At 39.5% G+C, this 12,734-nt stretch carries 14 protein-coding genes; 8 read left to right on the top strand and 6 right to left on the bottom strand.

Translation table 11 applies throughout. The annotated features are described in order from the left end of the window. Window positions 1–116: 116 nt before the first annotated feature. The 3 genes from LS48_RS09670 to LS48_RS09680 all read right to left on the bottom strand — a co-directional run bounded on the left by LS48_RS09670 (window position 117) and on the right by LS48_RS09680 (window position 3,891). Window positions 117–2,423, bottom strand: a complete 2,307-nt coding sequence (locus LS48_RS09670; protein ID WP_062622336.1) for a M1 family metallopeptidase — start codon at window positions 2,421–2,423, stop codon at window positions 117–119. Between the two features lie 33 nt (window positions 2,424–2,456). Then, complete coding sequence (locus tag LS48_RS09675; RefSeq protein ID WP_062622337.1) at window positions 2,457–2,960, bottom strand: DUF6702 family protein; 504 nt, start codon at window positions 2,958–2,960, stop codon at window positions 2,457–2,459. Window positions 2,961–3,072: 112 nt separating this feature from the next. After that, entirely contained in the window at window positions 3,073–3,891 is an 819-nt protein-coding gene (locus LS48_RS09680; protein ID WP_062622338.1) for a BamP family beta-assembly machinery protein, read from the bottom strand. 88 nt (window positions 3,892–3,979) lie between these two features. On the opposite strand from LS48_RS09680, the gene pepE reads away from it, so the two are divergent. After that, a complete protein-coding gene (gene pepE, locus LS48_RS09685; RefSeq protein ID WP_062622339.1) occupies window positions 3,980–4,684 on the top strand; it encodes a dipeptidase PepE in 705 nt (234 codons plus the stop codon). A 665-nt stretch (window positions 4,685–5,349) separates the two neighbouring features. On the opposite strand, the gene LS48_RS09690 is transcribed toward pepE, so the two are convergent. Beyond that, window positions 5,350–5,784 (bottom strand): GNAT family N-acetyltransferase, encoded by a 435-nt coding sequence (locus LS48_RS09690; protein WP_062622340.1) that lies wholly within the window; start codon window positions 5,782–5,784, stop codon window positions 5,350–5,352. Between the two features lie 36 nt (window positions 5,785–5,820). Here LS48_RS09690 and LS48_RS09695 point away from each other — a divergent pair, with 36 nt between their 5' ends. The 7 genes from LS48_RS09695 to LS48_RS09725 all read left to right on the top strand — a co-directional run bounded on the left by LS48_RS09695 (window position 5,821) and on the right by LS48_RS09725 (window position 11,316). Further along, the gene (locus tag LS48_RS09695; RefSeq protein WP_062622341.1) at window positions 5,821–6,567 is read left to right on the top strand and encodes a M15 family metallopeptidase; all 747 of its coding nucleotides are present in this window, start codon (window positions 5,821–5,823) and stop codon (window positions 6,565–6,567) included. A gap of 118 nt (window positions 6,568–6,685) precedes the next feature. Beyond that, entirely contained in the window at window positions 6,686–8,203 is a 1,518-nt protein-coding gene (gene gpmI / locus LS48_RS09700; protein ID WP_062622342.1) for a 2,3-bisphosphoglycerate-independent phosphoglycerate mutase, read from the top strand. 4 nt (window positions 8,204–8,207) lie between these two features. Further along, window positions 8,208–8,810 carry a thioredoxin family protein gene (locus LS48_RS09705; RefSeq protein WP_062622343.1) on the top strand — a complete coding sequence of 201 codons (603 nt, stop codon included), beginning with the start codon at window positions 8,208–8,210 and terminating at the stop codon, window positions 8,808–8,810. A 51-nt stretch (window positions 8,811–8,861) separates the two neighbouring features. Continuing rightward, the gene (locus LS48_RS09710) at window positions 8,862–9,269 is read left to right on the top strand and encodes a BT0820 family HAD-type phosphatase (protein WP_062622344.1); all 408 of its coding nucleotides are present in this window, start codon (window positions 8,862–8,864) and stop codon (window positions 9,267–9,269) included. Between the two features lie 4 nt (window positions 9,270–9,273). Continuing rightward, a complete protein-coding gene (gene map / locus LS48_RS09715) occupies window positions 9,274–10,080 on the top strand; it encodes a type I methionyl aminopeptidase (RefSeq protein WP_062622345.1) in 807 nt (268 codons plus the stop codon). 50 nt (window positions 10,081–10,130) lie between these two features. Beyond that, the gene (locus LS48_RS09720) at window positions 10,131–10,505 is read left to right on the top strand and encodes a GxxExxY protein (RefSeq protein ID WP_045080729.1); all 375 of its coding nucleotides are present in this window, start codon (window positions 10,131–10,133) and stop codon (window positions 10,503–10,505) included. 46 nt (window positions 10,506–10,551) lie between these two features. After that, on the top strand, window positions 10,552–11,316 hold the full coding sequence (locus LS48_RS09725) for a class I SAM-dependent methyltransferase (protein ID WP_193392795.1): 765 nt from the start codon (window positions 10,552–10,554) through the stop codon (window positions 11,314–11,316). Here LS48_RS09725 and LS48_RS09730 read toward each other — a convergent pair. Both LS48_RS09730 and LS48_RS09735 read right to left on the bottom strand, forming a co-directional pair. Beyond that, entirely contained in the window at window positions 11,305–12,312 is a 1,008-nt protein-coding gene (locus LS48_RS09730) for an FAD:protein FMN transferase (protein ID WP_062622347.1), read from the bottom strand. The genes LS48_RS09725 and LS48_RS09730 overlap by 12 nt on opposite strands. After that, window positions 12,309–12,671, bottom strand: a complete 363-nt coding sequence (locus tag LS48_RS09735) for a DUF8840 domain-containing protein (protein ID WP_062622348.1) — start codon at window positions 12,669–12,671, stop codon at window positions 12,309–12,311. Before LS48_RS09735 ends, LS48_RS09730 begins: the two co-directional genes overlap by 4 nt. Window positions 12,672–12,734 lie beyond the last annotated feature (63 nt).

The raw sequence follows: 12,734 nt of genomic DNA on the forward strand, positions 1-12,734 counted from the left end.
TACTAACGAGTTATGAGTTATACGTGTTGAGTGGTGAGTTTTTCTGAAAACCATACTGCACAAAAAACCCCTCCTCAATAAATATTGAAGAAGGGTTCTTATAATTAAATCACTAATTAGTCTGTTTTTGTTTTATTTTTAAACTGGTCAAAAGCACCAAGTTTTTTACGCTTTGGCCATGTATTATTGCTTGTATCAATATCTGCTGTCTCTTCGTCTGGATCAACTTCAATCTTGGTTATTTCTTTTTCTGAAGCTATAAATTTTCCTACGGAAGCATCATTTTTTCTCCATATTTCAGCTGGATAGGTAATCTTTTCAGAAGTTCCATCGGCGTAGGATAATTGCACAATAATAGGCATTGGAATTCCTCCTGGCTTTTCAAAAGTTATTTCATAAAAATAGCTTGGATTTTTTAGATTGGCACGCTCTTCGACAGGAATATTATCTGCAATATATTCTTTTAAAGTTTTCACATCCTCAATTTTCACATCACGCATACTTTCCTCAAAATCTTCACTGTCTTCTCTTACAAAATAGACAAGAGGGGGCAAATCGCTTTCCTTAATGCCATTGGCTTCCATCATTTGTCTTGCTTCTTTGTTGATTTTTGAAGTCACGTAAAATTTCTTAACCTCTTTCACCCCAATATCTACATAATCCGTGGTATAAAACCACTCTCTCCAATACCAATCCAAATCTACCGCAGATGCATCTTCCATAGTTCGGAAGAAATCCTCTGGCGTTGGATGTTTAAACATCCAACGGTTTGCATAGGTTTTAAAGGCGAAATCAAAAAGTTCGCGACCCATAATGGTCTCACGAAGAATGTTAAGTGCCGTTGCAGGTTTTGCATATGCATTTGCCCCAAAGTTATAAGTATTCAATCCTTTGGTCATTATTGGCGCCAATTGGCTTTGGTCGCCGGCCATATAATCAACAATGTTTTTTGCGGGACCGCGGCGCGATGGATATTTTTTATTGGGCGCAATGGCTTCGGGATATTCCTCACCAAAATCTTGCTCTGCGACGTATTGGGTAAAAGTATTTAATCCCTCATCCATCCAGGTCCATTGGCGCTCGTCGCTATTTACGATCATCGGGAAATAGTTATGACCCACTTCGTGGATAATCACGCTTATCATTCCATATTTTGTACGATCGCTGATGGTTCCATCCTTGTCTGGTCTTCCATAGTTCCAGCAAATCATGGGGTATTCCATTCCTTGGTTTTTAGCACTTACTGAAATGGCTTTTGAGTACGGATAGTCAAAAGTCATACGTGAATAGGTTTTTAAAGTACTTGCCACTGCACGTGTAGACCAATCTTCCCAAAGCGGGTTTGATTCTGGCGGATAGAGTGAAACTGCCATAACAGAGCCACTGCCCATTTTTACTGCCATCATATCCCAAATGTATCTACGTGAAGTTGCAAAGGCATAATCACGTACATTTTCCGCTTTAAATTTCCAGGTTCTTTTTGCCGTTGAAAACCCTTTTGAGGCAGCTTCGGCCTCGGCTTGGGTTACGATGACTACAGGCTTGTCATAAGATTTTTGAGCAGCTTCGTAACGATTCATCATTTCTTTGGTAAAAATTTCCTTTCTGTTTTGAAGCTCTCCAGTAGCATCCAAAATATGGTCAGCAGGAACTGTAATATTCACTTCAAAATTTCCGAAAGGAAGTGCAAATTCATCCCTACCCCAAAACTGGCTGTTTTGCCAGCCTTCCACATCGTTATAAACCGCCATTCGGGGATAGAATTGGGCGATTACATAACCACGGTTTCCGTCCTCAAAAGTTTCATAACCACTTCGGGCGCGGTCTACTACGTGGTCATTGATATTGTACCACCACTTGATGGAGAATACAAATTTTTCACCTGGGCTTAATTTCTTCGGCATATCAATACGCATCATCGTTTGGTTAATAATATGCTTTAAAGGATTGCCTTTGGCATCTTTTACTTCCAAAATATTGAAGCCTCCCTCAAAAGGAGTTCCCATATAATTTTTCACAAAATTTCCGGCCATGTCTCCCGGCAAAGCATCAGAAGGTTCAATCAAAGGCGATTTGGAATCTTTTGCCCTTTTATTCTGGTCTAATTGCACCCATAGATATTCCAAAACATCGGGTGAATTGTTTGTATACGTTATAGTCTCAAAACCGGAAAGCTTTTTGTTTTTGTCATCCAGCTCTATGTCCATCACATAATCTGCTTGCTGCTGGTAATAGCTAGGTCCGGGAGCTCCGCTTGCGGTCCGGAACATATTTGGTGTTGAAAATTCTTCGTAAAGCTGCTTAAAACGGTTTGTGTTATAATGACCGGGCTCACGCTTTTGGGAATCAGTTTCATCTTGCGCAGATACTGCTCCCGCTAAAAGGAAAAGAGCTGTAAGAAGAAAGGAATTAAATAATCGCATACTAATCGGGAAATTTTAAGTGATTTTGTTGATTTAGTTAAATTTTAAGACACCGTTGGGTTCGTCTTTATCAAGCATCAAACTTTTACGGCTATTTGGGGTTTTTAGGTGAATTATATTTTGTTGTTCGGGAAACATTTCCATCAATATTTTATTTTCTACCTCAAGAGATTTTAAATCGGTTATATTAGCAACCTCTATATAGGCAACGAGCATATCCACATCATATTCCTTTCCGATGTAATTAAGTTGCACCGGTTTTCCGTTCACTTTTATGTTTAGCTTTTGAAGAATATATTTCTGCACATATTCATCGGCAGTTTCGGTTTCCTTTTTGGTGTCCAACGAAATGGAGGGGTCGTAGCGTTGCTGTAGCGCATCCTCAATATCATCAATAAAAATTTTAGTGATTATTTGAAGTGATTTTTTCTCCTTCACATATTCAATTTTGGTAATACTCACATAAAATTTGTGTGCGGAAGTAGCCGAAATAAGCGGAAAGATGAGTAATAAAAGTGAGATTCTAAAATACTTCATATAAAAAATAGGCAAACTAATGGAACATTAGACGGTTCATTTCTGAAATGTTACAGGTTTTTTGGAAGATTGTTTTTGAAATACACTTTTTTCAGACGTCTTATTTCTAAATTTACTCACCACGCTCTTTGTATTCCTTGCTTTTTTTGAACAGAAACTCCATGAGCTGCATTTCGTTTTCAGGTTTCAATAAATCTTTATCCAACCCATTTTCCTGTGCAAAAAAGAGAAAATCAACCGCTTTATTTTCTGGAATATCAAAATTTGCCACAATAAAATCCTTGCTAAATCTCTGTTGTATGTTATTGCTAATTGCGCTTTGGGTTTCCTGTTTTTCAACCAACGTTATTTTTTTGCCTTCCGGAAATAGCAATTGTGCCACTCCTCCCAAAAGCGCCAGAATATTTGCGCCATTTTTAAGTGCGTTGCCGTGCAGCGCTTCTTCTGCGGCATTCCCCCGAACAGCAGTTTTATCATCAGGCACAAAGGTGTAGCCGTATTCCAGGTTTTTATAACTCAGGTCCCAGTCCTTTGTAACGTTATAGGTGGGGATTTTTTTTACATCTACGTTTATATTTCCAGAAAGGTCGTATGGGCGGACTACCACTTCTTCCAACTGGTTTACGGAAGGATTCAGGAAAATATTCATCACTTTTCTGGTTATGACTCCTTTATCAACAATAACCGTAAAAGATTGGTACTGCAGCGCGGTTATTTGCACACGGTCGTTTTCCGCCAAATCAATTTCAAAGTTTCCATCGGCATCAGTCACAGTTCCTTTTTGTGAGGAAATATTATAAACCGAAATGCCCTCGACATCCTCCCCTTGGGGAACATGCACTTTGCCGAAAACTTTTGTGCGGTCAATATCCTGCGCAAAGAGTGCCGGTGCTGCAAGAATTAATAATAGAAGGAGTAGTTTTTTTGTCATTCCCTAAAAGTACGGTTTTGTTTTGTTATCGAAAAGGTAAAGTTTACAGATGCAATAGTTAAATTTACATTTCTGAAAATAAACAATAATGAAAAACCTAATAACAGCAAGCACCAGCACCGTTTACGGCGGGGAATATCTAGATTATATAACCGACGAAATGGCCGAGCTTTTTAAGGATACCGAAGAAGTAATCTTCATTCCCTACGCCCGTCCGGGCGGCATCAGCCACGACGAATACACTGAAAAAGCTGCAAAAGCATTTTCCAAAATCGGCAAGAAATTGGTTGGATTGCACACTTTTGATAATCCATTGGAAGCATTAAAAAACGCAAAAGGCGCATTTACAGGTGGTGGAAATACCTTTGTTTTGGTAAGTGCGCTCTACCGTTTGGAAATTATGCAACCGCTTCGTGAAGCTATTTTTAACGGATTACCGTATATGGGCACCAGCGCGGGCAGCAATATTTGCGGAGTTTCCATGCAAACAACTAATGATATGCCTATTGTTTATCCGCCCTCTTTTAAAACTTTGGGCGTGATTCCCTTCAACCTCAACCCGCATTATTTGGACCCTGATCCAAATAGCAAACACATGGGCGAAACCCGAGAGACCCGTATTGCGGAATTTCATACCCAAAACACAATTCCCGTTATCGGGCTGCGCGAGGGCAGTTGGCTTCGTGTAAAAGGCGATGAGATTATGTTAAAAGGTGAATTGAAAGCCCGCGTTTTTGAACAGGGAAAAGAGCCGTATGAGGTGAAAAGCGGGACTTCGCTAAAATTTCATTAAGGTTGTATATTCTTGAACGGTAGACGCTTAGGACGGGCTACGATTGTAATATTGTTATTCTCTGGGATTGATAACTTTTTTATTGCTATATCTTTCTGTTACAATTCAACAATTTTAAACCCTTTGAGAGTTTCTATTATCTATCTTTTTAGTTAGGTGTTCCGCATTTATACACTTTAGAAAATCTATTCCAAGAGTTTGGTATTTAAAAGCATTATCCCTAACCTACTGATGGGTCTAGGGGTAGCGAAGTCAGCTATAATAGAAACAATAGATTTTTATTTACCTGATTCTTTTTAAGGGTTGCAATCGTTTTGGAGTTATATTAAAGTAGAAGTCTATATAACTATTATACACTATAAATACGCTTTAAACACGCTATATATATGCTATAAATACACTTTATATACGTTATAATTGAAATCTAAATATAACTTATGTTTTACCCAAGCAGTACTTATTTGGGACGGTTGATTATTTTTAAAGTGATATTGACAGTATAGGATTTGCGCATTTGCTGTCGCCAAAGAGGTCAGAAATGGGCTTTGTAATATTAAAAATCCAACAGGTTTTTGTTTGAATTGCAGGCTTAGTTGTGGGCCGGCCCAAGTGTCATTTCAGCTGCGCTCAATGATCGAGAGACTGTTGACTGCGCAAAGTTGAAGTTAAAGTTCCTTCACAAAATGATAGCCCTTCGCCACAAAACCTTGGTTATAAAAAAATTTATGTGAAGGGAAGTTATGCACATAACTATTTAGCTCCACCCAATTGCAGGATTTTTTCTTGGCATAATCGCTTACAAATTCTACAAGCATTTTGCCAACACCATGACCTCGGTAGGCGTCGTCAATTATTACATGATCCATTTCCAGACTTCTCCCTGCGTAGTGTCGGGTTTGGAACCACAAACCACAAGTGCCGATTAGTTTTTCTTCGTCAAAAATCCCAAGGCATTCGTAATTCTGCTGAATCATTTCCTGCAAACGCTCTTTGATAACAGGTCCTTCAACCGTATTATTTCCTAGTTTTTGCAAAAAAGGGACAATGGTGAAAATTTCTTTTGGGTCAATAATACGGATGGAAACGGCGTTATCTTTCAAAATATTGGTACTTTTAAAACTTCACTAAATCATAAAATGAAGCGCAACGAATTTATTAAAATTTCAGGCATTGCCGGACTCGGTTTGGCTATTTTTCCGCAAATTTCCTTCCGTAATTTTTCAGAAGAATTTACCCGAAACCAATTAATAGGAAAGGGAAATCCAGATATTGTGGGCGATAGCTATACTTCAAAAATGCACAAAACCGCAAAGGAAGCATTCCATAAAATGAAAGCTGCCGCGGCTAAAGAAAATATAAATATTGAAGTAGTTTCCGCTTACCGAAGCTTTCAGCGGCAAAAGGAAATTTTTGAAGGAAAGTACAAAAAATTCACTGCCGAAGGGCTTTCGCCAGAAAAGGCAATTGAAAAAATAATTGAATATTCCACCATTCCCGGTACTTCGCGCCACCATTGGGGAACAGATATCGACATTATTGACGCCAATGCCCCGCGGCCCGCAAATGTGTTAATACCCGAAAATTTCCACGGAAACGGACCTTTCTGCAAACTGAAAATGTGGTTGAATGACAATGCGGAGAAATTCGACTTTTACGAAGTCTATACCGACAACGGCAATCGAAAAGGGTTTAAATATGAACCGTGGCATTTCAGCTATGCACCAGTTTCCATCCCAATGCTGAAAGTTTATAAAGAGCAGATTGACGTGAAAAAAATGCTTTCCGAAGAAAAAATAATGGGCAATGAACATTTTTCCGAAGCTTTCGTTTCAAAATATGTAAAAGAAAATATTTTTGATATTAATCCGAAGTTGCTTTCCTAAATTGATTCAAAATTCAAGGTTTTAAAATTCAAGATTTTTGTTTCCTCATATATAAACTTCTCAACTCATCGACTTCTAAACTTTTAAACCCATAAACATTTAAACTTATCTTTGCACCATGAACAAAAAAGTTCTCTTAATGATACTCGATGGTTGGGGCATTACGCAAGACCCTGCCGTTTCTGCCATCGCACAGGCCGATACCCCTTTTATCGATTCGCTTTATAAAAAATATCCGCACGCACAATTGCTCACCCACGGAATGAACGTGGGGCTGCCCGAGGGCCAAATGGGCAACAGCGAGGTGGGACATATGAATCTGGGCGCAGGAAGAATTGTTTATCAAGACCTTGCCAAAATAAATATTGCGGTTGAAAACGGAACGCTGAAAAGTGAACCTGAGCTTGAAAAAGCCTTCAATCACGCCATCTTTCACAACAAAAAAGTACATTTTTTGGGTCTTGTTTCCAACGGGGGCGTACATTCGCACATAGACCATTTAAAAGGGTTGTTAACAGCCGCGCAGCAACACGGATTAAAAAATATTTACGTCCATGCCTTTACAGATGGCCGCGATGTGGACCCTCATTCAGGGAAAGGGTTTATTGCAGACTTACAAAACCATTTGGAAAAAACAGGCGGGAAACTCGCTTCCATTATTGGCCGCTATTACGCCATGGACCGCGACAAACGTTGGGAACGCGTAAAGAAAGCCTATGATTTGTTACGCTTCGGAATAGGGAAACCTTCAACCTATGCCGTAAACAGTATCGAGAAAAGTTATGCGGAAGGCATTTCCGATGAATTCATCGAACCCATCGTGATGATTACTTCCGAAGGCAAACCCGTTGCAACCATTGAAAAAGACGACGTTGTAATATTTTTCAATTTTAGGACCGACCGCGGAAGGCAACTTACCGAAGTGTTAACGCAAAAGGATTACGAAAGATATGGAATGAAAACGCTTCCGCTTTATTTCGTAACGCTTACCAATTATGATGATTCCTTCGGAAATATCCACGTGGTTTACAATAAGGAAAACCTGCACGATACTTTGGGCGAGGTTTTGGAAAGAAATAAAAAGAAGCAAATACGAATTGCGGAAACCGAGAAATATCCCCACGTAACCTTTTTCTTTTCGGGCGGAAGGGAAATTCCCTTTGAGGGTGAAAAACGAATTCTTTGTCCCTCACCCACGGTGGCTACTTACGATTTAAAACCCGAAATGAGCGCTTATGAACTTCGGGATATGATACTTCCTGAGATTGAAAAAGAGACTGCGGAATTTATCTGTCTAAATTTCGCAAACCCAGATATGGTTGGCCATACCGGCGTTTTTAAAGCTGCCGTAAAAGCTTGTGAAACTGTGGACAATTGTGCTCGCGCAATCGTGGAGCAAGCACTGGAAAGCCATTACACAACAATCATAATTGCAGACCACGGCAATAGCGAAACCATGCGAAATCCCGACGGCTCTCCCAATACGGCACATACTACCAATCCAGTGCCGATCATCATTGTGGATGATGAAATAAAAGCTGTTAAAGATGGTGTTTTGGGAGATATTGCCCCGACAATCCTAAAAATTATGGGCATTGAAAAACCTGAAATAATGACACAAAATTCCTTGATTTAATACTATGAAAAAACTATTTATAATACTCTCGGCAACATTTTTGGTAGCCTGCAATTCTTCCAAAGAAAAAAACAAAGTGGATGAAAACACTTCAAAAGAAATGATTTCAGGATCTCGAAGCCTCGGGACCAAAGAAAAAATAAACGACACCGTTCCCTACGAAGATACCGTGATGCTTTTGGGAAAAGCCAACCGCAAAGGGTTCCAAATGGACGCTTTTAAAAGTTGGTTCAACACGGGTTATGAAAATTACAAAGTAGATTCTGAAACTTTGGAAAAATTGAAACCGCTTTTAAAAGATGCGACCATCACTGTTTTTATGGGCACTTGGTGCGAGGACAGCCAGCGCGAGACGCCACATTTTTATAAAATTTTGGACGAAGCCAATTTTGATGAATCAAAACTCACCTTGATTACCGTTTCTGATGAAAAAACAACGCCCCAGGGTTTTGAGGATGGCAAAAACATCACCAACGTTCCGACGCTAATTTTCTATAAAAACGGAAAGGAATTGGGCCGAATTGTGGAGTACCCTATTGAAAGCCTTGAAAAAGACATGCTCGCCATTTTAAGCGGCAAGGAATACAAACACGCTTACGCCGAATAAAACTTTAGCAACGGCATAATTATTTGTAAATTTGCGGCTCGAAAAATGACGATGATTAGAGAAACCCTCACCATAGCCGTAGATTTTGACGGAACCATTGTGGAAGATGAATATCCACGCATTGGCAGGCCCATTATTTTTGCTTTTGATACTTTGAAAAAACTGCAGAATGAAGGGCATCGGCTTATTTTATGGACCTATCGAAAAGGGCGCACTTTGGAAGAAGCCGTAAAATTCTGTGAAGAAAACGGCATTTTTTTTTATGCAGTAAACCAAAGTTTCCCTGAAGAGGAATTTGACGCTTCGTACAGTCGAAAAATACATGCGGACGTTTTTATTGACGATCGTAACATCGGCGGCCTTAAAAGTTGGGGCGAAATATACCAACAATTGGTTGGCGCGCCCGCACCCGCAAAACCCAAAACCCAAAAAAAGGGATTGTTTTCCTTTTTAAAATAACCCTATGATAATTCCAAAAACAAGAGAAGAAATAGAATTGATGCGCGAAAGCGCCTTGGTGGTTTCCCGTACTTTGGGAATGCTCGCAAAAGAGGTAAAACCGGGTGTTACCACCAACCAACTCAATAAAATGGCGGAAGACTACATCCGTAGCCAAGATGCCGTTCCCGGCTTTTTGGGATTGTATGATTGTCCTTCAACGCTGCTTACCAGTGTAAATGAGGCTGTGGTCCACGGTCTGCCAACAGATATTCCTTTAAAGGAAGGCGATATTGTGGCTATAGATTGCGGCGCCATAAAGAACGGTTTTTACGGCGATCACGCCTATACTTTTGAAGTTGGTGAAGTGGCTCCCGAAATAAAAAAACTGTTGAAAATTACAAAAGAATCCCTTTACGTCGGTATCCGCGAATTTAAAGCTGGCAATCGCGTGGGCGATGTTGGTTTCGCTATTCAAAATTATTGCGAAGCACACGGCTATGGCGTGGTTCGTGAACTTGTTGGCCACGGACTCGGAAGAAAAATGCACGAAGACCCTGAAATGCCAAATTACGGGCGTCGCGGTCGTGGAAAGAAATTTATTGAGGGAATGACCATCGCACTGGAACCGATGATAAATATGGGAACCCATAAAGTGAAACAGTTAAAGGATGGCTGGACCATCGTTACCCAAGACGGGCAGCCCAGCGCACACTTTGAGCACAATATTGCTTTGGTAAATGGAAAACCCGAACTGCTTTCTACATTTGCTTATGTGTATGAAGCCTTGGGCATTGTGAGCGATGAGGAAAAGGAGTTCCGAGCAAACTGAAAATGCTATTACGCTGAGTTACGCTGAGAAACACAGAGATTCGCGGAGAAATGAACAACGAATTAACAGAAATTATAATAGGTTCAGCAATAGAGGTTCATCGAAACCTTGGACCGGGTCTATTAGAATCTGCTTATCAGGAATGTCTTTTATTTGAACTGAGAGCGAAGGGATTAATTGTTGAAAAAGAAAAACCCTTGCCTATAATTTATAAAGACATAAAATTAGATCACGGATATAGAATTGATTTATTGGTTGAAAATTCAGTCGTTATAGAAATCAAAACTGTAGAAAATTTCACAGATGTGCATACAGCACAAGTTTTAACATATCTTAAATTAGGAAAGTATCCTTTAGGCCTGATGTTCAACTTTCATACAATACTTTTAAAAAACGGCTTAAAAAGATTTATAAATTCTCAGTGAAACTCCGCGGAACCTCTGTGCAACTCTGTGTAACAACCCAAAACTTTTGTTCAAAAAACTCCTAAATACCATTCCCCGTCCGCTGCTTATACGATTGAGCATTATTGGCAGGCCTATATTTGCATTTTTTCTTAGGGGAAATAAATACACAGATCCCATTAACGACAAATCATACCGAAAGTTTCTTCCGTACGGTTATGAGAATGTTCGTGAAAATGTACTTTCGCCCGGAACGCTTTCTTTGGAAAGGCACAGATTGTTTTGGTTGTATCTTCAAAATGAAACTGGATTCTTCACTAAAAATCTGAAAGTGCTTCACTTCGCACCCGAACAGGCTTTTTATAAGAAATTCCGGAAAATGAAAAACCTAATTTATACCACAACCGACCTAAATTCACCCATTGCAGATGTGAAAGCGGATATTTGCAATTTGCCTTTTCCCAATAACGAATTCGATTTTATAATCTGCAACCACGTTTTGGAACACATTCCAAATGACACCAAAGCAATGCAGGAAATTTATCGTGTGTTGGCACCCGGTGGCACGGCAATTCTTCAAGTTCCCTATAAAGCAGATTTAGAAAAAACATTTGAGGACGATAGCATTACCGACCCAAAAGAGCGCGCAAAGATTTTCGGACAGTACGATCATGTTCGAGTTTATGGGATGGATTATTTTACGAAACTTGAAAGTATCGGCTTTAAAGTGGAAGCGGTAGATTACACCCAAAAACTTTCTTCCGAGGAAATTGAAAAATACAGATTACCTAAAGGCGAATTGATTCCTGTAGGCAAAAAATCAATTTCCTAAACGTTTTTTGAAGCCATCTGTCATAAAAATCTGATGGTTGTTCAGGGAATCATTGAAGGTTAAATATGCTTCCACATTTGGAAGATTTTTCAGCAATTCTTTTGATTTTTCCAAACCCAATGCCATAAATGAAGTGGCATAGGCATCGGCCACGGCGCAAGTGGGGGCAATGACGGTAGAACTGGTTACATCGCTCATTTCCGCAGAGCCGGTCAATGGATTCAATGTGTGGACGTATTTTTTCCCCGTAAGGGAATCAATCCTGAATTTGCGGTAATTGCCCGAGGATGCCATCCCTTCATTTTTCAATGTAACCGTAGCTTCATAGCTTCGGTCTTCAAGTTCAGAATCTACGGCTTCAATACCCACGACCCATTTTTGGTTTTTATCAAGGTTTTCGCCTTTTGTAAGAATCTCGCCTCCCAATTCAATTAAATAATCGGTAACGCCCTTAGATTCCAAATAACGGCCAAGACAATCAATCCCGAAGCCTTTTGCCACTGCATTAAAGTCGAAATATATTTGTGGATAATCTTTTGAAACGGTTCCGTCGCTGTTAATTTTCACTTTATGGAAACCCACATATTTCATCAAGGAATCCAAGGTGGTACTGTCAATTTCCTTCAATGGTTTAACATCGCCAAAACCGTAAGCGTTTCGCAAAACCCCGATTGTCGGGTCAAAATAGCCGTTTGTTTTGGTGTTTACTTTTTTGGAAATTTCAAAAACTTCCTTAAAAATGGAATCCACAACCACGGTGGAATCGCCTTGGTTTACTTTGGAAATATCGCTATCGGGAATATAGGTGCTCACGGAATGGTTTACGGCGGCAATCACCGAATCCAATCCTTTTTTAAAATCAATATCCTTTTCGGAATAAAATTGAATGTTATAGGTAGTTCCAAAAGCATCACCTTGTAAAAAAATGGGGCGTGGTTCTTTCTTTTCACAAAAAACGAAAAGCAACAATACGGGTATTAAAAATAGTTTCCTCATAATATTTGCTGTAATCCTTTATAAACCATGGTATAATCCTCATCTTTTAAAACCGGTTGTCCATAATCGTTTCCATGGCCAAGACCTACTCCTGCATAATATGTTTTGGCTTCAAATTTTTCGGCATGCGCTTTTATGGTTTCCATAAAAATTGGATCATAGGCGTGCGCATCCTGTGGATATGTGATGGCGCGTACTATTATGAAATGAAGTACTTTATCCTTTAACGCTACAAACTGTGGGTCTCGTTTCAATTTTGAATTGATACCCAAAAATTCATAGCCCTCAGCTTCAAGTTGTTTACCCACAATATTCATTGCAAGGTTGTGAAGTTCCTGTTTGGTAAGTTTCTCGCTCATAAGTGACTTCAAAATTACAAATATTTGAACTTATTTTTTCTACTTCCAAAGCATAAAAAAACC

This window comes from Aequorivita aquimaris (genome assembly GCF_001573155.1).
Classification (GTDB): domain Bacteria; phylum Bacteroidota; class Bacteroidia; order Flavobacteriales; family Flavobacteriaceae; genus Aequorivita; species Aequorivita aquimaris.

Bases quoted from the DNA above. Each gene is read 5' to 3' on its own strand.
- LS48_RS09670 (WP_062622336.1), bottom strand. From the start codon at position 2,423: ATGCGATTATTTAATTCCTTTCTTCTTACAGCTCTTTTCCTTTTAGCG.
- LS48_RS09675 (WP_062622337.1), bottom strand. From the start codon at position 2,960: ATGAAGTATTTTAGAATCTCACTTTTATTACTCATCTTTCCGCTTATT.
- LS48_RS09680 (WP_062622338.1), bottom strand. From the start codon at position 3,891: ATGACAAAAAAACTACTCCTTCTATTATTAATTCTTGCAGCACCGGCA.
- pepE (WP_062622339.1), top strand. From the start codon at position 3,980: ATGAAAAACCTAATAACAGCAAGCACCAGCACCGTTTACGGCGGGGAA.
- LS48_RS09695 (WP_062622341.1), top strand. From the start codon at position 5,821: ATGAAGCGCAACGAATTTATTAAAATTTCAGGCATTGCCGGACTCGGT.
- gpmI (WP_062622342.1), top strand. From the start codon at position 6,686: ATGAACAAAAAAGTTCTCTTAATGATACTCGATGGTTGGGGCATTACG.
- LS48_RS09705 (WP_062622343.1), top strand. From the start codon at position 8,208: ATGAAAAAACTATTTATAATACTCTCGGCAACATTTTTGGTAGCCTGC.
- LS48_RS09710 (WP_062622344.1), top strand. From the start codon at position 8,862: ATGATTAGAGAAACCCTCACCATAGCCGTAGATTTTGACGGAACCATT.
- map (WP_062622345.1), top strand. From the start codon at position 9,274: ATGATAATTCCAAAAACAAGAGAAGAAATAGAATTGATGCGCGAAAGC.
- LS48_RS09720 (WP_045080729.1), top strand. From the start codon at position 10,131: ATGAACAACGAATTAACAGAAATTATAATAGGTTCAGCAATAGAGGTT.
- LS48_RS09730 (WP_062622347.1), bottom strand. From the start codon at position 12,312: ATGAGGAAACTATTTTTAATACCCGTATTGTTGCTTTTCGTTTTTTGT.
- LS48_RS09735 (WP_062622348.1), bottom strand. From the start codon at position 12,671: ATGAGCGAGAAACTTACCAAACAGGAACTTCACAACCTTGCAATGAAT.